This window comes from Streptomyces sp. NPDC058157 (genome assembly GCF_042884105.1).
GTDB lineage: Bacteria > Actinomycetota > Actinomycetes > Streptomycetales > Streptomycetaceae > Streptomyces.
In genome coordinates, this window is sequence record NZ_JBHVUQ010000008.1 from 1 (window position 1) to 23,652 (window position 23,652).

A 23,652-nucleotide genomic window follows, 5' to 3' on the forward strand; every position below is an offset into this window, starting at 1 on the left:
GTGACGGTGGTCCCGTAGCCGTCCGGTCCGGCGCGCCGGAGAGCGGGCCGGACCGGTCGGAGGGCGGGGCGGCGCCGGGCGGGCGGGCCGGACCGGTCGGAGGGCGGGCGGCGCCGGGCGGGTGCCGCGGGGGCCTATCCGGCGCGCCGGAGGCCGTCCTTGGCGGCGTCGCGGCCGAGCACGGCCTCGGTGATCTCGTCCTGGGCGCTCTCGTAGGCGGAGTTGCCGGGGTCCTGGGCGAGGGCGGCGGGGAGGTCGACGACGCGGCCGGTGGACAGGTCCATCATCTGCGGGACGAACTCGGCCTTCGTCACCTGCCAGCGCCGTCCGGGCGCGGCGGGCGGGGCGAAGGTGAAGCGGGCGATGGAGCCGTAGTTGCCGCGCATGTCGCGGGCGCCGGTGTGGTTGAACATCTCGCCCGCGACCTGGTCTCCCATGCCGTAGACGATCCAGGTCCCGTTGACCTTCTCGTAGGCCTGCGGGATGTGGGCGTGGGTGCCCAGGATCATGTCGATGTCGGGGCGGCCGCCGGTCTGGGCGGCGGTGAGGGCCTTGCCGAGCGAGAGCTGGGTCTCGTCGGGTTCGGTCTGCCATTCGGTACCCCAGTGGAGGCTGACGAGGACCACGTCGGCGCCCGCCTTCCGGGCCGCCCGCGCGTCCGTGAGGATCTTGTCCTGGAGCATCAGGTCGACCGCCCACGGCTGGCCCTCGGGCATCGGGTAGCCGTTGGTGTCGTAGGTGTAGGCGAGGTGGGCGACCTTGGCGGTGCCGGCCGTGTAGAAGGTGGTGCGGGCCGCCTCGGCCGCGGTGCGGGCGGAGCCGGCGTGGCCGAGGCCGACCTTGTCGAAGCGGTCGAGGGTGCGTTTCACGCCTTCGGCGCCGTCGTCCAGGGTGTGGTTGGAGGCGGTGGAGCAGCCGTCGTATCCGGCGTCCTTGAGGGCGTCGGCGACGGAGGGCGGGGAGACGAAGGCGGGGTAGCCGCTGAAGGGGCCGTCGTCGTCCCCGTAGATGGTCTCCATGTGGCACAGGGCCAGGTCGGCGGCCGAGACCACCGGCTTGACCGCGGAGAACATGGGCCGGAAGTCGTACCCGTCGCCGCCCGCGTCGGCGTGCGCCCGCTGGATGACCGAGGTGTGCGGGAGGACGTCGCCGCTCGCGACCAGGGTGAAGCCGCGGGCGCCGGCGGGGGCGGCCGGGGAGGCGGATCCGGCCGCCGCGGCGGGGGCGCCGGCGGCGCTGGAGCCCAGGCGCGCGGGTGCGGGGTGGCCGCCGCTGGAACAGCCGGCGGCCACGGCGGACAGCAGTCCGGCCGACAGCAGGGCGAGGGTCCGACGGGTGCGCTTGGTCATCTGACCCGGCTCTCCTTGAAGGGATTCGCGGATTATCGGATTATCTGCAATCCCTATGAATCCATAGGACAGGGTGTTCCAAGTCAAGGAACGGCGCCGTCCGCCCGGCCCGGCCTCACTCCGGTGGCGGCCCGGCCGTTCGCCGCGCCGTTCAACCGTTCGTCGTCCGGCGCGGCCGCCCACCGGACCACCCGGGTGCTTGGGCGCAACGGCGCCGCCGGACGGTTCCCGGGCGGCTCCGCGCAGGTGAGGGTGGGTGGAGCCGGACGCGCAGGACCCGCCGGCCGGTCCCCGCAGACCTCCCCGCCCCCCCTCGCCCGCCCCGCGGATCCGGAAGGAGCCACCGACGTGCCGCCCTCCCCCACCCTCCAGCGCACGGAACCCGAGACGCTCGCCGCACTCCAGCGCGAGCACGGGCGGGCCCTGTTCTACTTCCTGCTCGGCTTCACGGCGGGCGACGCGCAGCGCGCCGAGGACCTCGTCCAGGAGACCCTCGTGCGGGTCTGGCAGCACCCCGAGGTGCTGGCGACCGGGCACGAGTCCATGCGCCCCTGGCTGTTCACCGTGGCCCGGCGCCTGGCGATCGACGCCCGCCGCGCCCGGATGGCACGGCCCCAGGAGGTCGAGCCCGACGGGCTGGAGCAGGCGCCCGCGCCGGAGGACGCGGTGGCCGGCTCGGTCACCGCCATCGACGTGCGGCGGGCTGTCGGCAGCCTGGGGCAGGAGCACCGCGACGTCCTGGTCCAGGTGTACTTCCAGGACCGCTCGGTCGCCGAGGCCGCGGCGGAGCTGGGCATCCCGGCCGGCACCGTCAAATCCCGTACGCACTACGCCCTGCGCGCGTTGCGGAAGGGGCTCCAGGGGTACGGGCTGGGAGCCTGAACCGGGCGCGCGGGCACGAGGACCGCCCGCGCCCCGGTGGAGGAACACTCAAGGAACGCCCTCCAGGCGCACGAACCGGACACAAACCATGCCGAAATCGGCATCAGTCCGTTCAAGTTGAGTAAACATCCCCCGCCCCGCGAGCCCTGCGGTGAAGGCTCGGGTCTGACGACGGCAGGCTCGACGCGCGGGAGAAGGTGGAACGGTGCAGCCCGAGGGTTCGAACGGCACCAGTGACGGCGGACTGGCAGTGCCCATGGCGTGGCTCTACGCGGAGTACATCGCGGACGAGCTGCTGCGCACGGGCCGGCTGATCCCGGTCAGCACCCTGGAGTTCCGTGCCGGACGGGACACGCTCGCGCTGACGATCTACCTCTCGGACGCGGCGGGCGAGCTCTCCGGGATCCGGGTCGTCTCACAGCTCGACGAGTGGCTGTCCCTGACGGCGTACGGGCACCCCTGGCGCGACTGGGTCCAGACCCGCTTCCTCACCCTGGGCGAGGAGGCCCGCGAGCGCGGCGGCGCCGAGGACCCCGACCTGGAACTCGCCCGGGCGGCCTGGCGCTGGCTGGACCGCACCGAGCTGTTCGCCACCCACCTCGACCCGGACCACCCGGCCCAGGCCGGCCCCCCGCCCGGCCTGGACGAGAACGCCCGCGTCTGGACCCCCGCCTGGCAACTGGGGCTGCCGCTCGGGCACTTGGCGATGCACCTGTTCTGAGGGGCCCGGGCGGAGCCCGCCGGACGCCGCCCTACCGGGCGGCCGGGTCGGCGGGGTCGGTCACCAGGCCGGTGAAGTCCGCCTCGTTGCGCTCGGCCCGGGTCACGTACCAGCGGGCGATCAGCCACATCACCGGGTACGCCACCAGCCCGAGCGCCACCCACACCACCGTGCCCGCCGCCGCCCGGGGCAGCAGGAAGCCCAGCGGGAGCAGCCCGAGCACCAGGACCAGCAGGGCCACCGCGCCCAGCGCCGCCCGCAGCTGGCTGCGCATCAGGGCGCGCACATAGGTGGCGCCGAGGGTGGTCTGCTCGGAGATCTCCGAGCGGGCCGGGGCGTGCGCGGGCGGCCTGCGGCGGGCGGCGCGCGGGACTCCGGTGACGACCTCCCGCCGGGGCGGTGGCTGCTGCTGCTCGGCCATGGTGCCGGAGTCTACGCAGCGGGCCCGCTACTTGAGGAGGCGGGAGAGCCTGCGGTCGGCGAGCGGCTTGCCGCCCGTCTGGCAGGTGGGGCAGTACTGGAGCGAGGAGTCCGCGAACGACACCGAGCGGACGGTGTCCCCGCAGACCGGGCAGGGCTCCCCGTCCCGGCCGTGCACGCGCAGCCCGCTCCTCTTCTCCGCCTTCAGCTGCCCGGCTGCCAGGCCGTGGGCCCGTTCGACGGCCTCCCGCAGGGTCTCGCGCACCGCCTCGTAGAGGTGGGTGACCTGCTCCTCGTCGAAGGCGGAGGCCAGCTTGAAGGGGGAGACGCGGGCGGCGTGCAGGATCTCGTCGCTGTAGGCGTTGCCGATGCCGGCGAGCACGGACTGGTCCCGCAGGACGCCCTTGATCTGGCGCCGCTCACCGGCGAGGAGGGCGGCGAAGGCCTCCCGGTCGAAGCCGTCGGCGAGGGGGTCGGGGCCGAGGCGGGCGATCCCGGGGACCTCCTGGGGGTCGCGGACCACGTACACCGCGAGGCGTTTTTGCGTGCCGGCCTCGGTGAGGTCGAAGCCGGAGCCGTCGTCCAGGGCGAGGCGCAGGGCGAGCGGGCCCTTGCCGGGGCGCGGGGGCTGGGCGGGGAGGGAGTCCTGCCAGCGGAGCCAGCCGGCGCGGGCCAGGTGGGTGACGAGGTGGAGGGTGCCGATGCGCAGGTCGAGGAACTTTCCGTGGCGGGCCACCGGGCCGGCGGGCTGCCCCTCCAGGGCGGTGAGCGGGGGGTCGTAGGTCTTGAGCACGCTGACGGCGAGCGGGAGGACGCGGTCGACCGCCCGTCCGGTGAGGTGCTGGTCGAGGAACTCCCTGAGCGCCTCGACCTCCGGTAGCTCCGGCATCCTCCGATGCTCCCCCGAGCGGGAGCGCCGCGCGACCCGGACGGGGCCGGGGCGGCTACATCACGAACTCGCACCACACGCACTTGCCGCTCCCCCTCGGCTCCACCCCCCACACGTCCGCCAGCCGGTCCACCAGCATCAGCCCCCGCCCCGACACCCCCGCCTCGCCCGCCTCCCGCCGGCGCGGCAGGGCGCTGGAGCGGTCCTCCACCTCCACCCGCAGCCGCCGCTGCGGTCCGCTCAGGACGCGGAGGGTCACGATCGCCGGGCCGTCGGTGTGCATCAGGGCGTTGACGATCAGTTCGTCCGCGACCAGTTCGATCTCGTCGGCCCGGCCGCGCGCGCCCCACGCCCGTACCGCCGTCCCGATCATGTGGCGGGCCGCCACGAGGGCCTCGGGATCCCCCGGGGCCACGTGCTGCTGGAGCCGGCCGCCGCCGGCGTGTGCCGAGTCGTCGCCCTCGCGGCGCAGCAGCAGGAGCGCCATGTCGTCGTCCCCGCCCCGCTCGTCGGCCACCTCGCACAGCCGGTCGGCGAGCAGCTGGAGGTCGTCGGGGCCCTCGCGGATCAGGCCGGTCAGCAGGCGGACGCCGTCGTCCAGGTCGGCTCCGGGCTGTTCCACCAGCCCGTCGGTGCACAGCAGGAGCGTTTCCCCGTGGTCCAGTTCGACCGTCGTGACCGGGTACTCCAGGCGGCCGAACTCCGCCGACAGCCCCAGCGGCATGCCGCCCTCCACCGGCAGCCGCCGGCACTCGCCGTCCCGGGTGCGCAGCAGCGGGTCGATGTGGCCGGCGCGGACCACCTGGAGCACCCCGGTGGAGAGGTCGGCCTCGACGTAGGTGCAGGTGGCGAAGCGGTCGGTGTCCAGTTCGTGCAGGAAGACCGAGGCCCGGGCCATCACCGTGCCCGGTGAGTGCCCCTCGGCGGCGTACGCGCGCAGCACGATGCGCAGCTGTCCCATGACGGCCGCCGCGTGCGTGTCGTGGCCCTGGACGTCGCCGATGACGGCCCCGACGCGGCCGCCCGGCAGCGGGACGACGTCGTACCAGTCGCCGCCGATGTCCTGGCCCATCCGCGCGGACCGGTAGCGGACCGCGATCCGGGCGCCGGGGACGGCCGGTATGCGGCGGGGCAGCATGGCCTGCTGGAGGCCTTCGGCGAGGTCGTGCTCCTGCTCCAGGAGCATGGCCCGCTGGAGGCTCTGGGCGATGCTGCTGCCGAGGGCGACCAGCAGGTTGCGTTCCTCCTGGGTGAAGCCCTCCTTGTCCTCGTACAGCAGGCCGAGGGCGCCGATGGGGCGGGCCTGGGCGATCAGCGGCAGGTAGGCGGCGGCCGAGATCCGCATGTACGAGATCTTCGACCAGAGCGCGGGGTAGCCCTCGGCGAACTCCTCGGCGGACTCCAGGAACCGGGGCTGGAGCGAGCGGACGACCTCGCTCATCGGGTACTCCTCGTCGACGCGCGTGTAGCGCGTGCCGGGGACGAAACTGCCCTCCGGGCCTTCCGCCACGAGGTGGATCCGGCCCGCCTCGACCAGGCCCATCACCATGCCCATCGAGCCGAGCCGCTCCAGCCCGTGGGCGTCGCCGATGACGTCGATGACGTCCTTGACGGTACGGGCGTGGGCGAGGGCCGCGGTGGTGGATTCGACCACGGAGGTCTGGCGGCGGCGTTCCTCGTCCAGGCCGAGGCGTTCGGCGGAGTGGCTCAGCTCCTCGGTGGCGTCGCGGACGATGCCGATGATGCGGTACGGGCGGCCGTCGCGGCCGCGCATGACGCGGCCCTGGGTGTGGGTCCAGCGGAGCCGTCCGTCACGGCAGCGGATGCGGAAGTAGGCGCCGTAGCTGTCGGAGCCGCTCTTGAGGGCGCTGGAGACCAGCGCGTCCAGCCGGGCCGCCTCCGCGGCGGGGACGCGCCGGTTGAGCGTCTCCGGCCGCCCGTCGTAGTCGTCGGGCGGCGTGTCGAAGACGTCGAGTGCCGCCGTGTCCAGGTGCATGAGCCCGGTGACCAGGTCCCAGTCGAAACTGCCCATCCGGTTCAGTGACAGGGACCGGTCCGGGTGTGCGGGCCAGTCCTCCGGCAGCGATACGGTGCTCGGCACCGATCCACCATGACACAGCGCAGGGTCAGGCGCTCTCCAGGTAGGGGGCCTGGTCGGCGCCCTGGTCGGTGCCCTGGTGCTGGTCGGGGAGGCCGAACGGGTCGGAGGGCGCGGCCGGGCCGGTGGTCGGTACGTCCTCCGGGTCCGGGGTCAGGCCCGGTTCGGCGGGGACGGGGGCGGTGGGGGCGGTGGGGGCGGTAGGGGCCTCCGGGAAGGGGTCGGCGGGGGTGGTGGTGCCGCTCGGGAGGTCGCCGGGGGGCGGGGTGGTGGGCGCCTGCGGAGGGGTCTTGCCGCCGGGGGCGGTGGGGGCGGTGCCGGAGGGGCAGGGGGTGGTGGGCGCGGGGCCGGTGGCGGAGGGCGGCCCGGGCACGCCCGCCGCGCCCGGGGCACCGGGTTCGGCGGGGATGGGCAGCTGCTCGTCCAGGGGCCCGGCCTGCGCGGGGGCTCCCGGCGGGCCGGACAGGGCCGGCGGCGGGGCCGTCTCCGACAGGTGCCGGCCGTCCGCCGAGGGGGTGTCCAGCGGCGGGTCGGTCTCGGCGAGGTGCCGCCGACCGGCCGAGGGGGTGTCCAGCTGCGGGTCGGTCTCGGCGAGGTGCCGCCCGCCGGCCGGGGGGACGTCCAGCGGCGGGGCCGTCTCCGGGAGGTTCTGCGGGTCGATCGGCGGGCCGGAGGGCGGGGCGGAGGGGGACGTCGGCTTGGCGGTCCGGGGCGGGCCGGAGGCGCCGGGCGTGGCGCAGGGGTCGGCGGGGTCGTCCGGCGGGGTCGGGGGGCTGTCGGGGATGCCCTCGGCCGGGTCGTAGGGGGGCGGTGTCTTCGGCGCCTTGTCCTGGGCGCCGTCGTCACCGGCCTTCCGCTCGATCCAGGTGTTGTCGGCGAGGTTGACGATGACCAGCCGCTTGACCGGCTGGATGGTGGGTTCGATGACGATGACCTGGTGGGGGCGGTAGCCGTTCCACTGGTCCCCCTTGAGGACCGGGTTCCCCTTGGCCGAGCGGGGGGCGGCCAGCGGGTTGCCGCAGCCGCAGCGGACCCTCGGCATGCCGTGGTCGTCGACGAGGACGGCCGTGCCGGCCTGGAGGACGGCCTGGTAGCCGTCGGCGCGGCCGTCGCGGAAGCCGTGGTTGGTGATCCGGGTGTCGGCGCGCAGCACCACGGGGGTGAGGCCCCGCAGGAAGTCGGGGATCTTCTCCTGTTCGATGCCGGCGGCCTGGGCGAAGGCCCGGGCCTTGGCGTCGTCGGCGGTGAGGTAGGCCGCCTGGCGTTCGACGTCGCAGCTGCCGAGCCGGTTCGTTCCGCCGTACAGGCCCGGGGTGGCGGCGCCGACCGTGCGGATGCCCTGGCCGGACTTGTTCGGCACGGGGGGCTGTACGGGGGCCGACTCGGCCGTTGAGGTGGATGCGGTGAACGGGTCGGGTCCGGCGGCGCCCACCGGCTGGAGGGTGAGCTCCTGGCTCTCGGCCGCTGCGCCCTTGGTCTGCTCCGGCTCCTGCGCGCCGCACCCGGCGGCGATCAGGCCGAGGAGCGCCAAGACGGCCGCACCGGCCGGTACATGACGGCGCGATGCCTGACGGGGTGTCGGTGCGGGCACGTCGTTCACGTCGTTCACGCTGGCTCTCCCTTTTCGCCCCGGTTGCTCCTCTCTTGTCTGCCGCATCCGCCCCGGGGCCGCAACCGGAGTTCCGGCAGATGCGCACCGCGCACGCATTGAACACGTTCAAGAAAGGGCCTACAGTGGCGGGCGTCGCAGTTGAACGCGTTCAATGAGGTGGGTCGTGACCGTACTCGTGAACCTGGTCGTCGCACTGGGGATGCTCTACGCCGTCCCCGCCGGCCTGCGCCTGATCGACCCGGCCGGGCTGGGCACGGCGGCCCGGCTGTGGCCCTGGGCGGCGGTACCGGGGGCGCTGTCGCCGTGGCTGCCGCGCGGGGGCGCCGCCACCGCGCTCGCCGCCGTGTACGCGGCCGCCGCCCTGGCCCTGCTCGGCGCGGCGGGGGCCAGGCTGCTCCGCCCGGGCCGGTCCTCGGGCGGCCGCCGCCCCGACCCGGCCGAGGTGGCGGTGCTGACCGCCCTCGCCTCGCCCTCGGTCGCCGCGGCCGCCCTGGTCGCCGAACGGGCCGGGTACCGGCTGTTCGGCTTCGACCTGGACGTGCTGGCCCTGACCGTCCCGCACTTCCACTTCGCCGGGTTCACGGCCGCCCTCGTCGCCGGTCTGGTGTGCCGTTCGGCGGCCACCGGGCACCGGGCGCGCTGGGCGGCGTACAGCGTGCCGGCGGGGACCCTGCTCGTGCTGGCCGGGTACTTCGTGGACGACTGGGCCGAGCTGCTGGGCGCGGTCGTGCTGACCGGGGGCATGTGGACGGTGGCGCTGGTGACCTGGCGCGAACTTCGGCCCGCCGCCCGCGACCGGGCGACCGGCGCGCTGCTGGCGGTGTCGGCGGCCGTCCTCGTGGCCACCATGCTGCTCGCCCTGTGGTGGGCGGCCGGGGAGGCGACCGGGATCACCCACCCGACCCTGACCTGGATGGCCGCCACCCACGGCGTCGGCAACGCGCTCGGCTTCGCCCTGTGCTCCCTGCTGGCGTGGCGGCGGCTCGGCGGCGGCCGGGCCCCGGCCCCCCGGCCCGCCACCGCCCTCACCTGACCCCGACCCCCGCCCTCCCCGACCGCACCGCAGCCACCCGAACGGAGATCCCCGTGAGCCGCCTCATCAGCACCGGCCGGCCCGTCCTCAGCTACCCCGAACACGGCGCCTCCCTCCGGCGGCCGCTGCCCGACGGCTACCGCCACCTGCACCACCGCACCCGGATCGGATACGGGCGGGAGGTGTTCGAGGCCGCCGGCGCGGCGGTCCTCGGCTTCCGGATGCACCGTGCCGCCGGGGCGAGCGTCCGGGCGGACGGACCGGCCGCCCCGGGGGCCCGGGTGGAGATCGGCCTCGGCGCCGGCCCGCTGCGGATCGGCGTTCCGTGCGAGGTGGTCCGCACCTCTGACGGCCCCGGCCTGGCCGGATTCACCTACGGGACCCTCACCGGGCACCCCGCGAGCGGGGAGGAGTCCTTCCTGGTGGAACTGGCCGCCGACGGCAACGTCTGGTTCGAGGTGACGGCCTTCAGCCGGCCCGCCGCCTGGTACGCACGCCTCGCGGGGCCGCTGCTGCCCGTGCTCCAGCGGGCCTTCGTCCGCAGCCTCGGCCGCCACCTGCGCGCACTGGCCGCCGGCGCCTGATACTGGAGGGGATGGACTGGTTCACCGCGCCCGGGTACTGGCTGGGCCGGCTGGTCTTCCAGCGGGCCCTGGCCGGGGTCTACCTCTTCGCCTTCGCCGGGGCCGCCCTGCAGTTCCGTGCCCTGATCGGCGCGCACGGCATGCTGCCCGTCCCGCGCTACGTGCGGTACGTGCCCTTCCGGCACGCCCCGAGCCTGTTCCGACTGCGCTACTCCGACGGACTGTTCGCCGCCTGCGCGTGGACCGGGGCCGCGCTGTCGGCGGCCCTCGCCGCGGGCGCCGGGGACCTGGTGCCGCTGGGCGCGGCGATGGGGATGTGGGCGGTGCTGTGGCTGCTCTACCTGTCGATCGTCAACGTGGGCCAGACCTGGTACTCGTTCGGCTGGGAGTCGCTGCTGCTGGAGGTGGGCTTCCTCGCGGTGTTCCTGGGCAACGCCCGGGCGGGGCCGCCCGTGCTGGTGCTGTGGCTGCTGCGCTGGGTGCTGTTCCGGGTGGAGTTCGGCGCCGGGCTGATCAAGATGCGCGGGGACGCCTGCTGGCGGCAGCTGACCTGCCTCTACCACCACCACGAGACCCAGCCCATGCCGGGACCGCTGAGCTGGTTCTTCCACCGTCTGCCCAGGCCCCTGCACCGGGTGGAGTGCGCCGCCAACCACGTGACGCAACTGGCCGTTCCGGTGCTGCTGTTCACCCCGCAGCCGGTGGCCTCGTACGCGGCCTGGATCATGATCGCCACCCAGCTGTGGCTGGTGCTCTCGGGGAACTTCGCCTGGCTGAACTGGCTGACGATCGCGGTGGCCCTGTCGGCCGTGGACTTCACCGGGCTCGCCGGTCCGCCGCCCGCGGCGGCCTCGCGCGGGGCGCCGCTGTGGTACGTGGTCCTGGTGTGCGCGGTGACCGTGCTGGTGCTGGTGCTGAGCCGGCACCCGGTGCTGAACATGGTCTCGCGGCGCCAGGTGATGAACCGCTCCTTCGACTCCCTGCACCTGGTCAACACCTACGGGGCCTTCGGCACGGTCGGCCGGATCCGCGACGAGTTGGTGGTCGAGGGCACCTCGGACCGCACGCCCCGCGAGGACGGCGACTGGCGGGAGTACGGCTTCAAGGGGAAGCCCGGGGATCCGCGGCGGGTCCCGCGCCAGTTCGCGCCCTACCATCTGCGGCTGGACTGGCTGATGTGGTTCGCGGCCCTCTCCCCCGGCTACGCGCGGGACTGGTTCGGGCCCTTCGTGGAGCGGCTGCTGGCGGGCGACCGGGACACGCTGCGGCTGCTGCGCCACAACCCCTTCCCGGACGCCCCGCCGCGCTTCGTGCGGGCCAGGCTGTACCGCTACCGGTTCACCACCTGGCGGGAGTTGCGCGAGACGGGCGCGTGGTGGCACCGCAGGCTGCTGCGGGAGTACCTGCCGCCGACCCGGCTCGCGGAGGCCTCATCCGCCGAGCCCGAGTAGCGCCGCCTCCCGCTCGGGGTCGAGGCCCTTGAACGAGCGGTCGGGGCGCATCGGCGCCGTGCCGCCGATCGAGCGGAGCCAGGTCCAGGTGTCGGCGACGGTCTCCTCGACCGGGCGGCAGGTGAGCCCGGCCGAGAGGGCCTTGGTGACGTCCGCGCGGAACATGTGGTCGTGCAGCTCGCCCGGGGGCAGCCAGCAGGGCAGCTGGATCCAGGGCTCGACGCCCGCCTCCGCGATGCGCTCCGGGTCGGTCCAGCGGAGCTCGGCGGCGCCCCCGGTCACGGCCGCGCAGGCTTCGAGGAAGGAGCCCGTGGTGGCGTGTCCGGACGGGGAGGCCACGTCGTAGGATCCGCCGAGGCCGGCCTCGGCGGCGTCCAGGGTCCAGTGCGCGAGGTCACGGACGTCGACGTACTGCATCGGCAGGTCGCGGGGGCCGGGGGCGAGGGTGGGGCCACCGCGCGCCATCCGGCTCAGCCACCAGGGCAGCCGGCCGACGTTCTCGTACGGGCCGAGGATCAGGCCCGCCCGGACCAGGAGGGCCCGGTCGCCGAAGGCGGCCACGGCGGCCAGCTCGCCGCCGCGCTTGTCCTCGGGGTAGCCGGTCGCGTCGGCGTCGGGCGAGCCATCGACCAGGGCGGCGTCCTCCGCCCGGCCGGCCGGCGCCGGGTAGGCGTAGACGGAGCAGGTGGAGACGTACGCGTACCGCCCGGCGCGGTCGGCCAGCAGGCGGGCCGTGTCGCGCACGGCGGTGGGGGCGCCGCTCCAGGTGTCGACGACGAGGTCCCAGGTCCCTTCGGCGAGGGCGGCCAGCCCCCCGGGCGCGGTGCGGTCCCCGTGCACGGAGCGCACGCCGGGCGGCGGGGCGTGGCGGCCCCGGTGGAAGGTGGTGACCTCCCAGCCCCGCTCCAGGGCGTCCTCGGTGATCGCGCGGCCGACGAATTCGGTTCCGCCCAGCATCAGCAGCTTCTTCATGCCGGTCAGCCTGCCCGGCCGGGTGGGCCGGGGAAAGGCGTGATCGCTGTCGGCGATGACGCTGAGGGCTGATCGGGAACGGGAACCTCCGGCCGGGTCCGGCCGGTCGTGCCGCGCCCCCGTCACCGTGGGGTGCGGGGGCGTGGGGCGTGGGGCGCGCCGTGGGCCGGTGGCTCTGGCGGGGCCCGGCCCGGGCGCGTTCGGGCCTAGTCGATGCCGGGCAGGATGTGCGGCTCGGCGAGGTCGTCCTCGTAGCCCGCCAGCCGGATGGGGGCGGATCGGGCCCAGACCTCGAGACTGCCGAGTTCGTCGGAGCGGGTGGTCGTCCGTCCCGTCAGCTCCATGGTCGGGTTGGGCTTCGTCGTCTCAGTCACCGCGCACTCCCTTGTGTCGCGTAACCCGGCAGGCTCGACCGCATGCCGGATAGGGAAATTAAAAGGTCTTCCGGACGCGGTGGCGCCTTGGTGGAGCGGATCCCGGGTGGGGATCCTTGCGCCTCAGGGTACACATATGAGCGGGGTGCCGCTCGATGGAACGGTAAAATCCACGCTGGACCGCTTGTTTTCGCCGCGAGTTCAGGAAGTCGTCCTCCGGCGTGTCCGCCGGGGCTGATCTGCTCGGCGAAGGCGGCGGCGTGCGAGCGCGGACGACGGAGGGAAGCGGCGATGGCCAGGTCAGGGATGCCCTCGATCGGCAGTGTCGACGAGCTGATGGAGCTGCTGCACGCCCGCCGGGCCGGGCCGGACGCGCCCGGACGGGACCTGGGGCTGCGGACCGCGGCCCTGCTGCGCCGCTCGCACCCGTACGACAAGGAACTCCAGGTGGCCGGCCTGATCCACGGCCTGATCCACGGCCCGGTCCGGGGCCCGGTCCACGGCCCGGCCGGGCTCCCCGACACCGAGGCGGCCGAGGCGGTCCGCCCGCTGCTGGGCGACCGGGTGGCCCGGCTGCTGCGGGGGCCCGCGGCCGGCGGCGAGGACGCGGAGGCCCTGCACCGGGCCGCGGAGGCGGGACGGGCGGCGGGGCTGGACGCCGGGGTGGTCGAGGACTGGCGTCCGGTGCTCGAACTGGTCGCGGCGGGGGCCTACCAACTCTGACGCCGGGATTGACCCGAACGGATGACGGGCCGGCCCCCCTCCCGCGCCGGAGCGGGGACGGGGGCCGGCCCGTGGATGCGTACGGCCGCCGAAGCGGGTACGGCTACCAGTTGGCGGGCGAGTAGTCCTTGAGGAAGACCCCGTACAGGTCCTCGCCGGCCTCGCCGCGGACGACCGGGTCGTAGACCCGGGCCGCGCCGTCGACGAGGTCGAGGGGCGCGTGGAAGCCCTCCTCGGCCAGGCGCAGCTTGTCGAAGTGCGGACGCTCGTCGGTGATCCAGCCGGTGTCGACCGAGGTCATCAGGATCCGGTCGCTCTGGAACATCTCCTGGCCGCTGGTCCGCGTCACCATGTTCATCGCGGCCTTGGCGGCGTTGGTGTTCGGGTGCCCCGCGCCCTTGTAGCCGCGGCTGAAGACGCCCTCCATCGCGGAGACGTTGACCACGTACGCGCGGCCGCTGGAGGCCTTGCGGGCGGCCTCGGCCATCGACGCGCGCAGCGCGCTGATCAGGATGAAGGGCGAGGTGTAGTTGCAGAGCTGGGTCTCGAGCAGCTCCACCGGGGAGATCTGGTCGATGGTCTGCACCCAGGTGTTGCTCTCCACGACGTCGGGCAGCAGGCCGCCCGCGTCGATGGCGGTGCCGGCGAGGTGGCGCTCCAGGCTGGCGTTGCCCGCGACGAGGGCGAGGTCGGCGACCTTCTGCGCCTCCAGGCCGCTCACGCCGACGGGCAGCGCTGCCAGGCCGTCGACCGCGCCCGAGTTGAAGGCGCCGATGACGTGGTGGGCGGGGAGCTCGCCGGCCGGCAGCGGGGCGCTCTCGCCCTCGACCAGCGCGGCGTAGGCGGTGGGCAGGCGGCGCACGGTCTGCGTCGCGTTGTTGATCAGGATGTCCAGCGGGCCGGCCGCGGCGACCTGCTCGGCGAGGGCCACGGACTGGGCCGGGTCGCGCAGGTCGATGCCGACGACCTCCAGGCGGTGCATCCAGTCCGCCGAGTCCTCCATCGCCTTGAAGCGGCGGATGGCGTCCTTGGGGAAGCGGGTGGTGATCGTCGTGTGGGCGCCGTCGCGCAGCAGTCGCAGCGCGATGTACATGCCGATCTTGGCCCGGCCGCCGGTGAGCAGCGCGCGCTTGCCGGTGAGGTCGGCGCGGGCCTCGCGCTTGGCGCGGTTCTCGGCGGCGCAGTCCGGGCAGAGCTGGTGGTAGAAGTAGTCGACCTCGACGTAGCGGGTCTTGCAGACGTAGCAGGAGCGCGGGCGCTGGAGTATCCCGGCGATCCGGCCGGCCTCGGTGACCGAGGAGGGCAGGATGCCCTCGGTCTCGTCGTCGATGCGCTCGGCGGAGCCCGTGGCGGTGGCCTCGGTGACGGCCTTGTCGTTGGCGGTCTTGGCGGCGCGGCGCTCCTGGCGGCGGCGCTGCTTGACCGTCCGGTAGATGCCGGCGGTGGCGCGTCGTACCGTGATGGCGTCGGGGTGGTCGACGTCGATCGTGTCGAGCTCGTCGAGCACGCTGAGGCAGACGGCGAGGCGCTCGGGGTCGATGCCCGGCCCGTATGCCTGGTCGTCTTCGGTGTGGGTGTCGGTATCGGTCACCGTCATGGCCGCTGCCGTTCCTTGCTCGCTCGTCCGCGTCCGCCTGCTGCGGAAGTCCCCAAAACGGAAACTGTACGGATCCGACACGCCCGGGACCAAACCCGTTCGCGGTACCCTCACCGACCGCGAGCGTCCTGTCACGGTATGGAGGGGATCAGGTCCTTCGTCCCCGCGGGCGCGGCTTGCGCGTACTCCCCCTGGTGTATGCCAGGAGGATGACTCGGACCTCGATCAAGGGGCCCGTGGACGGATGAACCGGGGCCCCGGTTGCGGCATGGTGGGTCCCATGAGTGCCCTGGCCCTGTCGGTTCTGCTCTGCCTGGTGTCGGCCGTCGCGTACGCGGGCGGCGCGATCCTCCAGGAACACGTCGCGGCGAGCTCCGCGGAAGACCGCGCGACGGCCGCGCTGCGCCGCCCGGGCTGGTGGGCGGCGGTCGCCCTGAACTGCCTGGGCGCCCTGCTGCACGTGGTGGCGCTGGCGTACGGGCCGCTGAGCCTGGTCCAGCCGCTCGGCGCGCTGACCATCGTCTTCGCGCTGCCGCTGGCGGCCGCGTTCGTGGGGCGGCGGGCGGGTACGGCGGCCTGGCGCGGGGCGGTGCTCGCGACGGTGGGCCTGGCCGGGCTGCTGGCCCTGACGGGCGGGGAGGGGCGGGGGCACCAGGCCCTGGCGGGCGGGGAGCGGAGCCTGCTGCTGACGGTGACGGCGGTGGCGGTGGCCGTGCTGGTGCCGGCCTCGCGGCGGATGCGGCGGCCGGTGCTGCGCAGCGTGCTGCTGGCGGCGGCGGCCGGGACGGCGTTCGGGATGGCCTCGGTGTTCACGAAGTCGGTGGCCGAGGGCTTCGCCCCGGACTCCGCGGAGGGGCCGGGCGGTCTGCTGCCCGACGTGGCGGCGATCGCGGTGCTGGCGGCGGTCGGGCTGCTGCTGTCGCAGGCCGCCTACCGGGGTGCGGGGCTGACGGCGCCGCTGGCCACGGTGACGGTGGTGAACCCGGTGGTGGCGGCGGCCGTGGGGGTCACCCTGTTCGAGGAGGGCTTCCGGTACGGGGCCACCGGGGCGGTGGCCGCGCTGGCGAGCGGCGTGCTGGCGGCGGCCGGCCTGATCCTGCTCACGGCCGTGCCGCCGCACGTGCGGGGGTCGGTTTCCCCGCGGCCCCCGTACCCCTCAGATGCCGACGCCCTTGCCGCGGAGGTACTTCAGCGGGTCGATGTCGGAGCCGTAGGCGGGGCTCGTGCGCATCTCGAAGTGCAGGTGGGGTCCGGTGGTGTTGCCGGTCGAGCCGGAGCGGCCGATGCGCTGGCCGCCGGAGACCTGCTGGCCGGCCTTCACGCCGAGCGCGGAGAGGTGGGCGTACTGGGAGTAGCGGCCGTCGGCGTGCTTGATGACGACCTGGTAGCCGTAGGCCCCGGCCCAGCCGGCCGACTCGACGGTGCCGGGGCCGACGGCCTTGATGGCGGTCCCGGTCGGCACGGGGAAGTCGACGCCCGTGTGGTAGCCGCTCGACCAGGAGGAGCCCGCGACGTGGTAGGCGGTGCCGAGTTCGGCATCGACGGGGGCGGTGAACCCTCCCGAGGCGGGCTTCTGCTCCGTTGAGGCGGGCTTCTCGGCGGGCTTGGCGGGCTTGGCGGACGGCTGTGCGGGCTTGGCGGCCTGCTCGGGCTTGGGCTTGCTCTCGGGCTTGGCGTCGGGCTTCGCCTCGGGCTTGGCGTCCTGCTGCGTGTTCGGCTCGACGGGCTTGACCGGCTCGGCGGTGCGCGGCGGCTTCTCGGGGTTCTGCGCGGGGGGCGCGGGTGCGGGCGCGGCGGTGATGCGCAGGGTGAGGCGCTGGCCCGGGAAGATCAGGTCCGGGTTGCCGCCGACGGCCTGCCGGTTGGTCTCGTAGAGGGCCTGCCAGCCGCCCTCGACGTGCTGCTGGGAGGCGATGCTCGACAGGGAGTCCCCGGGGGCGACCACGTAAGGGTTCGGCAGCACGGTGGTGCCCGTCGGGCGGGGCATGGCGACCGGGGCGCCGGTGGTGGCCTTGGTCGGCTGGATCCGGTCCTTGGGCGCCTGCGCCTGCGGCTTCGGGGAGGGCTTCGCGGACGGCGCCGTGCCGGCGGCCGGGGCGGCCGCGCTGCGGCTGAGCCCGGCCTGGGGGCCGCAGGCGGGCCAGGCCTTGGGCCCCTGCCCCTTGAGCACCTTCTCCGCGACGGCGATCTGCTGGTCCTTGGTGGCCAGGTCGGCGCGCGGGGCGTAGGCGGTGCCGCCGAATTCGCGCCAGGTGCTCTGGCTGAACTGGAGCCCGCCGTAGTAGCCGTTGCCGGTGTTGGTCTGCCAGTTGTTCGTCGACTCGCAGGCGGCGACCTTGTTCCAGGTGTCGACGGCGGCCGCCTGGGCGTCCCCGGCACCGATGAGGGGGAGGGCGATACCGGCGCCACCTGCGGTGACGACGAGCGAGGCCCGGTTGATGCTGCTCGGCTGATACCGGCGGTGCCGGCCCCGTACACCCATGGGAGCCCCCCTGGAAGACATCAGGAACCGCACAACCTAACGGCGCCCCGATGTCCTGACAAGGGCCACAACCAGCCGTTCCGACCCGGCAGTTGACCCCCTCAGGGCTCAGCTCGACGGGCTCGAACGGGCCCGGCTCAACGGTCCCGGCTCAACGGGCCGGGCTGCGGGATCGGCGCGGGTCCCGGCGGCGGGGGTACGGGGTCAGGCTCGGGGAACGGCTGCGGTACGGGCGGCACCGGCCGCGGCACCGGCCCGGGGTCCGGCAGCGGCGGTGCCGGCGAGGGGACGGGGTCCGGCTCGGGGACCGGGGGCTGCGTCTGCTCTGCGTTTCGCACCATAGACCCCACCTTCCCCCGATCTCAGCCCGTACGCCCCCCGAGCAGGGCGGCCGCCAGCCCGGGGGCCGGGCTGGACAGCACGGGCACCCGCGTCCGCACGAGGCGGGCGGCTCCGGCCATGGAGGCCTGCGCCAGCACGATGGCGTCGGCCTCCTCGACCGCGTCCGCCGCCCGCGCCACCAGCTCCAGGTAGCCGTCGCCGTCCCCGGCCTCGAAGCGCTCCCAGGCCCCGTCCACGACCCGGCTCCGCACCTCCAGGGGAAGTCCGCCGGCCTCCTCGGCCAGCAGTTCCCCCGTCGGCGCGAGGGTCGACTCCAGCGCGGCCAGCACGAGGACCCGCGGCCCCCTGCGCACGGCCTCGGCCGCCATGGGCCGGTCCACCCGCAGCACGGGCACGCCGAGCCGGGGCGCCAGCGACTCGGCGACCGCGCCGACCGTCGAACAGGTGACGAGCACGGGCGAGCGGACCCCCTCCAGCACCTCGCACACCTGCCCCGCCACGGCTCCGGGCCCGGCCTCCCGGGCCCGGTCGAGCAGCCGCGGCACCACGAGGTGGCGCAGCACGGCCCCGGGGTGCCGCTCGTCGCGCAGCGCGTCGAAGACGGGCACGTGCACCGGCGACGTGTGCAGCAGGGTCAGTGCCTCGCCCGTCACCAGAGGTCGGCGTCCCGGTCCAGCTGCGCGATCGCCGCGTCGACGACACCGGCCGGCGCCACGGGCGCCCGCTCGGGGTGCTTGGCGGCCCACCGAGCGGCGTAGGGGCAGAGCGGCACGACGGCCACCCCCTCCTGCGCGGCGATCTCGTAGAAGCGGCCCACCAGGTCCCCGGCGATCCCCCGCCCCTCGTGCCCCGGCTCGACGACCGTGTGCACGGCCACCAGCGCGTGCGGCTCCGCCTCCAGCACGAAGTAGGCGATGAAGCCCACCACCGCGTCGTCCTCGACGGCCAGCAGCCGCCCCGCCTTGCGCTCGTCCAGCAACGTGATCGCCATGGTCCCCGACTCCCCTCAGACAGCCACCGCGTGGGGGCTGCGCTCCTGGTCCGTTCCCGGCACGGGGGCGGACGGGTCCGCCCCCAGCTCGATGATCCTGTTGTCGCCGTCCACGTGCACGACGCGCGGCTTCAGCACCCGCGCCTCGGCGTCCTCGACCTGCGCGTAGCTGATCAGGATGACGAGGTCCCCGGGGTGCACGAGGTGCGCGGCGGCCCCGTTGATCCCGATGACCCCGGACCCCCGCTCCCCCTCGATGACGTACGTCTCGAGCCGCGCGCCGTTGGTGATGTCCACGATGTGGACGAGCTCCCCCGGCAGCAGGTCGGCGGCGTCGAGCAGGTCGGCGTCGACGGTCACGGAACCGACGTAGTGCAGGTCGGCCTGGGTGACGGTGGCCCGATGGATCTTGGACTTGAACATGGTGCGCATCATCGAGGTACTCCTGGATCTATGCTCCCTGCCTGCGTTTTTGCAGGTCAAGTGCGGTTTCCCTACCCTACAACGAGTCGCAAGTTCGGTCAGCTTTCCCCATGTTTTTGAGGACTGATGCTGACCAATTGCTGACTTTTCTGACTCACCGTCAGCTAACTTCGGAGGGGTTGAGGAGCCTCACCCACTCCCCCGCCGTGACGACGACGCCAGCCTACGCAACGACCCTCGGCAGCCACTAGGACCACCTCCACTGTGACCGGAGCCACGCGAGCAGGTCGCCAGTCAGTACACCCCGGGGGCCACCTGGCGGCGGCCCCAGCTCTGAGAAGCGCAGTACCCCCAGCCCGGATGACGCTGCCCTCGGATCGCCACAGCAATCACCGGACCCGAACGGCGGAGCAAGGTAACGGCAGATCCCCGGTTAGCCAAACCGGGGATTGTCGTGACCATTGCTGTAGTCCGCACGACGACAGGGCGCCCACTGGGTGCACCTAACCCTGCCGCCGCCTGCCGGGCTGCAGGCCGATCCATTCCGGATCGGCGTGGCCTCCAAACCGAAGGAGATCCTTGCCCATAGATCCGCAGACGCCCCTCGGCAGAACAAACACCGCAGCAGACGGGCCTCACGGGAGGCGCATCGTCGAGCCCGTGCTCATGAACACGTCCGAGGTGGCAACCATGCTGAATATGTCCACGAGCTGGGTGTACAAGGAGGCCGCCAAGCTCGGCCTGAAGGGTTACAAGCTCGGCCGAGGCAGGAACGCGAAGGTCCTCTACAAGAAGACCGAGGTCTTCAAGTGGCTGGAGCAGCAAAAGATCCATTAGTGCCGATCGCCAGCCAGACATCGCATCAACCGATATCACTGCGGACCTGCACCCAAACTGACAGCATTCCGGAAATGAAGACGCACCCGTTCGAGGACGTTACTCACGTCCCGGCGCTCGAGCCTCTGCTGGCCCGGCTGGGCACCGTGTTCCAGCGGTTCGACGATCAAGACTCCGGCTGCACCTCCTACGGATTGCTGGCATCGGGACAGCGCTGGTTCGTGAAGACCGCGTCGGCACCCGAAGCCGTCCCGTCATTGGACAGGGCGATGGCCGTTCACCATGCCATCTCACATCCGTGCATCGTGGCCTTGGCGCACTCCTTCACGACGGACATCGGCCCTGTGCTCGTCTATCCGTGGACGAGCGGTGAGGTTCTCTACCACCCGACCCGGTCACGCCACGGCGGACGCGCCGCTCCCGGCAGCCCCATGGCACGGTTCAGGGCCCAGCCGCTCGCCCAGATCAATATCGCTCTGGAAGCACTGCTCAACGCCCATCTGGCTGTCGAAGATGCTGGATACGTAGCCGTGGATTTGTACGACGGCTGCATGCTCTACGACTTCGATCAGCAACGCATGATGCTCTGCGATCTGGACGAGTACCGCCCCGGCCCCTTCACCCTGGAGGGGGACCGGCTCCCCGGCTCCAGCCGCTACATGGCGCCCGAGGAGTTCGTCCGGGGTTCGCTCATTGACATCCGCACCACGGTCTTCAACCTGGGCCGGGCACTGCGCCTCCTCCTCGACGCCGGCGACGAGGAGACGCAGTGGCGCGGAACCCCGGCCCAGCTGGCTGTCATCGCGCAGGCGACCGCACCTGAGCCGCAGAATCGACTGCCGTCCGTGGGCGCGCTCATCGATGCCTGGCAGGCAGCAGGAGACCAAACTGGCTGACGCTGCGGTGTCCACGCATCACCGCCTCTGAACCAGGCCACCGCAGGCTCCCTACCTGATCACGCTGAGCTGGCGCCGGACACTACCGCCCCCGTTGGGACGACCAACTGGGAGTCCAGTCGTTCCCAGGCTCCAATGACCGCCTGGTGAGCGCCCGGGGCGAGGTGTGCGTACCGCTGTGTCGTTTGATAGCTCTCGTGGCCAAGTAGGTGCTGGACGTCGTAGAGCGAGACGCCCTTCTGGACGAGCCACGACACACATGTATGGCGGGTGGAGTGCGGCGGGTACTGCGGGACGCGCACCAGCGCACCGTCAGCGTCCATGGAGTGCGCCCGCCTCATCGCGGGCCACCATGCCTGGGCCCGCCAGTTGCCGTCGTCAAGGAGCCGGCCCGACCGTCCCTTTGTGACGGTGGTGAAGACGACGCCCTCACGGTCGCGGTCGTGCATGTGTCGGGCCAGCGCGTCGAGGACGTGATCAGGAATCGGAACCTCGCGGCAGCTCTTGGAGGTCTTCGGATACTCCTTGATCCCCGATTTTGTATTGACCTCCACCACGAACAAGCGGCCGCGCCGCCAGTCAATGCGGTGCCCGTGCAGGCCGGCAAGCTCGCCCCACCGAAGGGCGGTATAGAAGGCAAGCAGCACCATCGTCTGCCACGGCTGGTCAAGCTCGTCCAGGATGGCCTGGGCCTGCGCGATCGTGAACCACTGCGGCGGCTTCACCGCCTCCGGCGGCAGAGCGATACGCCGGCATGGCGTCACCGTGATGAGCTCTTCGTCCACCGCCGCTCGCATGATGGAGGACAACAGGTTGTAGGCCCGCCGGATGGCCGAAGGACCCTTCCCGTCCACGACAAGCCTCCGGACCCAGGCCTGCACGTCCAGCCTCGAGATCGCACGCACTTCCCAGTCCGATCAGTACGGCGTGAGGTGGGTGCGGATGCACGAGGCATCGCCCCTGAGCGTTTGAGGCCCGACCAATCGGGCCTCCCACCAGCGGCCGTGCCACTGCATAAACTTGATCTTGCTGGCCCCGTGACACGGAGACGCACCTCGCCTGACCTTCGCCTCTTCATCCAAACCCCAGCCGCGGGCCTGCGAGCGCAAAGGGAATGTTCGGCTGAACCGCTTGCCAGCACGATTCCTGACCGTGGCCTGCCAGTTTCCGGAGGGCAGCTTACGCAAATAGGGCATACGTACCGTCCATTGCCTTCGGCGTACTCGGTGGCTGCGGGGAGGACAGAGATCAGCAACCTCCCGGACACTTGCGCCCTCGCCTCACGCCTCGGATGTCCGCGAGACTGTCCGCCGCCCCACTCGACCAATCCTGAGGAGAGGACGCAGCGAGGCCTCGGACGTTCGCGACGCTGGCGAGCAGCCACCGCCGCTATCTGGCAGTCCCCGGTGGTCACGGAAGGGCACGTCGAAGCGACAGAAACTTCTGCCGTCCTGTGCCGCCTCAGCCAGGCCGCTCTTACCCCGAGAACGTCGAAACCGCCCCGCCGCATGGTCTGCCGCAGGCACGGCGAGGCGCGAGATCCGGCCAGGCTCGTCTCCCTCGTGCCCTGATCACGCCGAAAGGCCCCCAGCCTGGCCTTTTGGCCGATTAGAGTAGCCCCGGGAACGGCGCCGATCGGGTGAGGCGCACCGGAAAGGTGAGTCGGTACGGATGAGCGGGGTACCCACGCGGATCGGTCGCTACACGGTGGCGCGGGAGCTCGGCTCGGGCGGGATGGGCGAGGTCTATCTCGCTTACACCCCTGCGGGTGACCCGGTTGCCGTGAAGGTGATCCGCAACGACAAGCTGGATCCGGTGACCCGTGCGCGCTTCGAGAAAGAAGCCCTGATCGCCCGCACAGTGATCGGTACGAACCGGGTGGCACGCTTCCTGGACGCCGACCCGTACGCTGACCAGCCCTGGCTCGCCATGGAGTACGTGGCCGGCCGCACGCTGCTGGCCTGCATAGACACTGACGGCGCGCTCCCTCTCCCGCTGGTGGCAAGCCTCGGCGCGCTGCTGTCCGAGGGTCTTGCGGCTGTGCACGCCGCTGGTCTGCTGCACCGCGACCTCAAACCTCAGAACGTGATCCTCGGCAGCGACGGGCCGATGATCATCGACTTTGGTCTCGGCGCCTTCATGGACACCTCTCAGGAGACGTTGTCGCACAGTGGCATGATCATCGGCACGGTGCGGTGCATGCCCCCGGAGCAAGCGAGCGGTCGTCCGCAGGTGACCCCGGCAGCGGACGTCTACGCGCTGGGCACGGTCCTGCTGTACGCGGCCACCGGCCACTACCCATACGACGGGACACGCTGGGAAGCCATTGCGGCCCAGGTCACCAACGCAGACATCGCACCGGACCTCTCTGGTGTACCTGCGGCGCTGCAGCCCCTGCTCGGGTCGATGCTCGCGCACGAGCCGGAAGACCGGCCATCCCTCGCAGACGTCTCCAAGGCGTGCGCCGGCATACTCGCCGATTCCGGCACGGCCCCGGCGACCGCCAGGCTGGCGTTGATTTCGCACACCACCGCAGGCGCTCCGCCGTCAGCGGCGGGGGAGCCGCTGACGGCTTCCTTCGAGAAGCTGCTCCAAGAACAGGCTTCCACGGCTGAGGGCGAAGTCCCCAGCCCTCTGGACGTGCCCCCGCGGGCAGTGGTGCCGGACGAGGAAGATGAGGAAGAAGCGGAGCCCGCTGGGCATGAACCGGCGGTTCCGCTGCCGGAGCCGACTACGGCGACCGATCGCCCGAAAGCCCGAGCGAAGGCAGGCCCGGCTCAGGGACGGCCGCCCGCTTCGAAGCGGGTCGCGGACGAGCTGCGAGTGTTGTACGCAGCGGATCTTGCTCTTTGACTCATGCACTGACAGTGCCTGGTGAGAGTCTGTGTCGGAATGGGTGCGTACGGGGCGTCGAGCGACGGTTTCCAATGCAGCCCATTGGGGTGTGTGCGGCGGTCTGGGCCGCTAGTAGAGGAT

The 23,652-nt window shown here is 72.9% G+C and carries 22 protein-coding genes and 1 pseudogene; 10 read left to right on the forward strand and 13 right to left on the reverse strand.

Translation table 11 applies throughout. The annotated features are described in order from the left end of the window. Window positions 1-134: 134 nt before the first annotated feature. A complete protein-coding gene (locus ACFVXK_RS03680; RefSeq protein WP_389609922.1) occupies window positions 135-1,349 on the reverse strand; it encodes a CapA family protein in 1,215 nt (404 codons plus the stop codon). Between the two features lie 348 nt (window positions 1,350-1,697). On the opposite strand from ACFVXK_RS03680, the gene ACFVXK_RS03685 reads away from it, so the two are divergent. Both ACFVXK_RS03685 and ACFVXK_RS03690 read left to right on the forward strand, forming a co-directional pair. Beyond that, window positions 1,698-2,231 (forward strand): sigma-70 family RNA polymerase sigma factor, encoded by a 534-nt coding sequence (locus ACFVXK_RS03685; RefSeq protein ID WP_389609923.1) that lies wholly within the window; start codon window positions 1,698-1,700, stop codon window positions 2,229-2,231. A gap of 256 nt (window positions 2,232-2,487) precedes the next feature. Continuing rightward, window positions 2,488-2,952 (forward strand): hypothetical protein, encoded by a 465-nt coding sequence (locus ACFVXK_RS03690; protein ID WP_389609980.1) that lies wholly within the window; start codon window positions 2,488-2,490, stop codon window positions 2,950-2,952. A 31-nt stretch (window positions 2,953-2,983) separates the two neighbouring features. On the opposite strand, the gene ACFVXK_RS03695 is transcribed toward ACFVXK_RS03690, so the two are convergent. From ACFVXK_RS03695 to ACFVXK_RS03710, 4 genes are read right to left on the reverse strand one after another with little or no spacing between them, the layout of a single operon-like run. Then, on the reverse strand, window positions 2,984-3,373 hold the full coding sequence (locus tag ACFVXK_RS03695; RefSeq protein WP_389609924.1) for a hypothetical protein: 390 nt from the start codon (window positions 3,371-3,373) through the stop codon (window positions 2,984-2,986). Between the two features lie 27 nt (window positions 3,374-3,400). Continuing rightward, window positions 3,401-4,261 carry an Fpg/Nei family DNA glycosylase gene (locus ACFVXK_RS03700; RefSeq protein ID WP_389609925.1) on the reverse strand — a complete coding sequence of 287 codons (861 nt, stop codon included), beginning with the start codon at window positions 4,259-4,261 and terminating at the stop codon, window positions 3,401-3,403. A gap of 55 nt (window positions 4,262-4,316) precedes the next feature. Continuing rightward, window positions 4,317-6,380, reverse strand: a complete 2,064-nt coding sequence (locus ACFVXK_RS03705) for a SpoIIE family protein phosphatase (RefSeq protein ID WP_389609981.1) — start codon at window positions 6,378-6,380, stop codon at window positions 4,317-4,319. 7 nt (window positions 6,381-6,387) lie between these two features. After that, a complete protein-coding gene (locus ACFVXK_RS03710; protein WP_389609926.1) occupies window positions 6,388-7,968 on the reverse strand; it encodes a DUF6777 domain-containing protein in 1,581 nt (526 codons plus the stop codon). A gap of 166 nt (window positions 7,969-8,134) precedes the next feature. Here ACFVXK_RS03710 and ACFVXK_RS03715 point away from each other — a divergent pair, with 166 nt between their 5' ends. The 3 genes from ACFVXK_RS03715 to ACFVXK_RS03725 are packed head-to-tail and all read left to right on the forward strand — an operon-like array spanning window position 8,135 to window position 11,039. Further along, a complete protein-coding gene (locus tag ACFVXK_RS03715) occupies window positions 8,135-9,004 on the forward strand; it encodes a YndJ family protein (protein ID WP_389609927.1) in 870 nt (289 codons plus the stop codon). Between the two features lie 53 nt (window positions 9,005-9,057). Further along, complete coding sequence (locus tag ACFVXK_RS03720) at window positions 9,058-9,588, forward strand: DUF1990 family protein (RefSeq protein ID WP_389609928.1); 531 nt, start codon at window positions 9,058-9,060, stop codon at window positions 9,586-9,588. Between the two features lie 11 nt (window positions 9,589-9,599). Next, the gene (locus ACFVXK_RS03725; protein ID WP_389609929.1) at window positions 9,600-11,039 is read left to right on the forward strand and encodes a lipase maturation factor family protein; all 1,440 of its coding nucleotides are present in this window, start codon (window positions 9,600-9,602) and stop codon (window positions 11,037-11,039) included. On the opposite strand, the gene ACFVXK_RS03730 is transcribed toward ACFVXK_RS03725, so the two are convergent. Beyond that, a complete protein-coding gene (locus ACFVXK_RS03730) occupies window positions 11,019-12,011 on the reverse strand; it encodes an NAD-dependent epimerase/dehydratase family protein (RefSeq protein WP_389609930.1) in 993 nt (330 codons plus the stop codon). The two genes, ACFVXK_RS03725 and ACFVXK_RS03730, sit on opposite strands and share 21 nt — an antisense overlap. A gap of 206 nt (window positions 12,012-12,217) precedes the next feature. After that, entirely contained in the window at window positions 12,218-12,385 is a 168-nt protein-coding gene (locus tag ACFVXK_RS03735; protein ID WP_389609984.1) for a hypothetical protein, read from the reverse strand. Between the two features lie 291 nt (window positions 12,386-12,676). Between ACFVXK_RS03735 and ACFVXK_RS03740 the strand changes: the two genes are divergently transcribed. Beyond that, window positions 12,677-13,108, forward strand: coding sequence for a hypothetical protein (locus ACFVXK_RS03740; RefSeq protein WP_389609931.1), 432 nt, complete (start codon window positions 12,677-12,679; stop codon window positions 13,106-13,108). Window positions 13,109-13,211: 103 nt separating this feature from the next. On the opposite strand, the gene ACFVXK_RS03745 is transcribed toward ACFVXK_RS03740, so the two are convergent. Continuing rightward, entirely contained in the window at window positions 13,212-14,705 is a 1,494-nt protein-coding gene (locus ACFVXK_RS03745) for an SDR family NAD(P)-dependent oxidoreductase (RefSeq protein ID WP_389609932.1), read from the reverse strand. 280 nt (window positions 14,706-14,985) lie between these two features. Between ACFVXK_RS03745 and ACFVXK_RS03750 the strand changes: the two are divergent. Beyond that, window positions 14,986-15,810: pseudogene (locus ACFVXK_RS03750) on the forward strand (DMT family transporter); the annotation flags it as partial. A 51-nt stretch (window positions 15,811-15,861) separates the two neighbouring features. On the opposite strand, the gene ACFVXK_RS03755 reads toward ACFVXK_RS03750, so the two are convergent. The 4 genes from ACFVXK_RS03755 to panD form a co-directional block, all read right to left on the reverse strand. Continuing rightward, entirely contained in the window at window positions 15,862-17,187 is a 1,326-nt protein-coding gene (locus ACFVXK_RS03755; RefSeq protein ID WP_389609933.1) for a transglycosylase family protein, read from the reverse strand. Between the two features lie 362 nt (window positions 17,188-17,549). Then, window positions 17,550-18,182: an aspartate/glutamate racemase family protein gene (locus tag ACFVXK_RS03760; RefSeq protein WP_389609934.1), complete on the reverse strand. Its 633-nt coding sequence runs from the start codon at window positions 18,180-18,182 to the stop codon at window positions 17,550-17,552. Next, window positions 18,179-18,520 (reverse strand): GNAT family N-acetyltransferase, encoded by a 342-nt coding sequence (locus tag ACFVXK_RS03765; RefSeq protein WP_389609935.1) that lies wholly within the window; start codon window positions 18,518-18,520, stop codon window positions 18,179-18,181. The genes ACFVXK_RS03760 and ACFVXK_RS03765 overlap by 4 nt, the downstream gene beginning before the upstream one ends. A gap of 15 nt (window positions 18,521-18,535) precedes the next feature. Continuing rightward, the gene (gene panD, locus ACFVXK_RS03770; protein WP_389609936.1) at window positions 18,536-18,955 is read right to left on the reverse strand and encodes an aspartate 1-decarboxylase; all 420 of its coding nucleotides are present in this window, start codon (window positions 18,953-18,955) and stop codon (window positions 18,536-18,538) included. A 654-nt stretch (window positions 18,956-19,609) separates the two neighbouring features. Here panD and ACFVXK_RS03775 point away from each other — a divergent pair. Both ACFVXK_RS03775 and ACFVXK_RS03780 read left to right on the forward strand, forming a co-directional pair. Beyond that, entirely contained in the window at window positions 19,610-19,780 is a 171-nt protein-coding gene (locus ACFVXK_RS03775) for a helix-turn-helix domain-containing protein (protein ID WP_078909523.1), read from the forward strand. A 74-nt stretch (window positions 19,781-19,854) separates the two neighbouring features. Next, window positions 19,855-20,676: a serine/threonine protein kinase gene (locus ACFVXK_RS03780; RefSeq protein WP_389609937.1), complete on the forward strand. Its 822-nt coding sequence runs from the start codon at window positions 19,855-19,857 to the stop codon at window positions 20,674-20,676. Between the two features lie 59 nt (window positions 20,677-20,735). Here the strand turns inward: ACFVXK_RS03780 and ACFVXK_RS03785 are convergent, their stop codons facing one another. Then, a complete protein-coding gene (locus ACFVXK_RS03785; protein WP_389609938.1) occupies window positions 20,736-21,461 on the reverse strand; it encodes a tyrosine-type recombinase/integrase in 726 nt (241 codons plus the stop codon). A gap of 886 nt (window positions 21,462-22,347) precedes the next feature. On the opposite strand from ACFVXK_RS03785, the gene ACFVXK_RS03790 reads away from it, so the two are divergent. Next, on the forward strand, window positions 22,348-23,529 hold the full coding sequence (locus ACFVXK_RS03790; RefSeq protein ID WP_389609939.1) for a serine/threonine-protein kinase: 1,182 nt from the start codon (window positions 22,348-22,350) through the stop codon (window positions 23,527-23,529). The last annotated feature ends 123 nt before the right edge of the window (window positions 23,530-23,652 follow it).

Excerpts from the sequence above, each read along its gene's own strand:
- ACFVXK_RS03790 (WP_389609939.1), top strand. The coding sequence starts at position 22,348 with ATGAGCGGGGTACCCACGCGGATCGGTCGCTACACGGTGGCGCGGGAG.
- ACFVXK_RS03745 (WP_389609932.1), bottom strand. The coding sequence starts at position 14,705 with ATGACGGTGACCGATACCGACACCCACACCGAAGACGACCAGGCATAC.
- ACFVXK_RS03755 (WP_389609933.1), bottom strand. The coding sequence starts at position 17,187 with ATGGGTGTACGGGGCCGGCACCGCCGGTATCAGCCGAGCAGCATCAAC.
- ACFVXK_RS03780 (WP_389609937.1), top strand. The coding sequence starts at position 19,855 with ATGAAGACGCACCCGTTCGAGGACGTTACTCACGTCCCGGCGCTCGAG.
- ACFVXK_RS03725 (WP_389609929.1), top strand. The coding sequence starts at position 9,600 with ATGGACTGGTTCACCGCGCCCGGGTACTGGCTGGGCCGGCTGGTCTTC.
- ACFVXK_RS03700 (WP_389609925.1), bottom strand. The coding sequence starts at position 4,261 with ATGCCGGAGCTACCGGAGGTCGAGGCGCTCAGGGAGTTCCTCGACCAG.
- ACFVXK_RS03730 (WP_389609930.1), bottom strand. The coding sequence starts at position 12,011 with ATGAAGAAGCTGCTGATGCTGGGCGGAACCGAATTCGTCGGCCGCGCG.
- ACFVXK_RS03765 (WP_389609935.1), bottom strand. The coding sequence starts at position 18,520 with ATGGCGATCACGTTGCTGGACGAGCGCAAGGCGGGGCGGCTGCTGGCC.
- ACFVXK_RS03680 (WP_389609922.1), bottom strand. The coding sequence starts at position 1,349 with ATGACCAAGCGCACCCGTCGGACCCTCGCCCTGCTGTCGGCCGGACTG.
- ACFVXK_RS03690 (WP_389609980.1), top strand. The coding sequence starts at position 2,488 with ATGGCGTGGCTCTACGCGGAGTACATCGCGGACGAGCTGCTGCGCACG.
- ACFVXK_RS03740 (WP_389609931.1), top strand. The coding sequence starts at position 12,677 with ATGGCCAGGTCAGGGATGCCCTCGATCGGCAGTGTCGACGAGCTGATG.
- ACFVXK_RS03775 (WP_078909523.1), top strand. The coding sequence starts at position 19,610 with ATGAACACGTCCGAGGTGGCAACCATGCTGAATATGTCCACGAGCTGG.
- ACFVXK_RS03695 (WP_389609924.1), bottom strand. The coding sequence starts at position 3,373 with ATGGCCGAGCAGCAGCAGCCACCGCCCCGGCGGGAGGTCGTCACCGGA.
- panD (WP_389609936.1), bottom strand. The coding sequence starts at position 18,955 with ATGATGCGCACCATGTTCAAGTCCAAGATCCATCGGGCCACCGTCACC.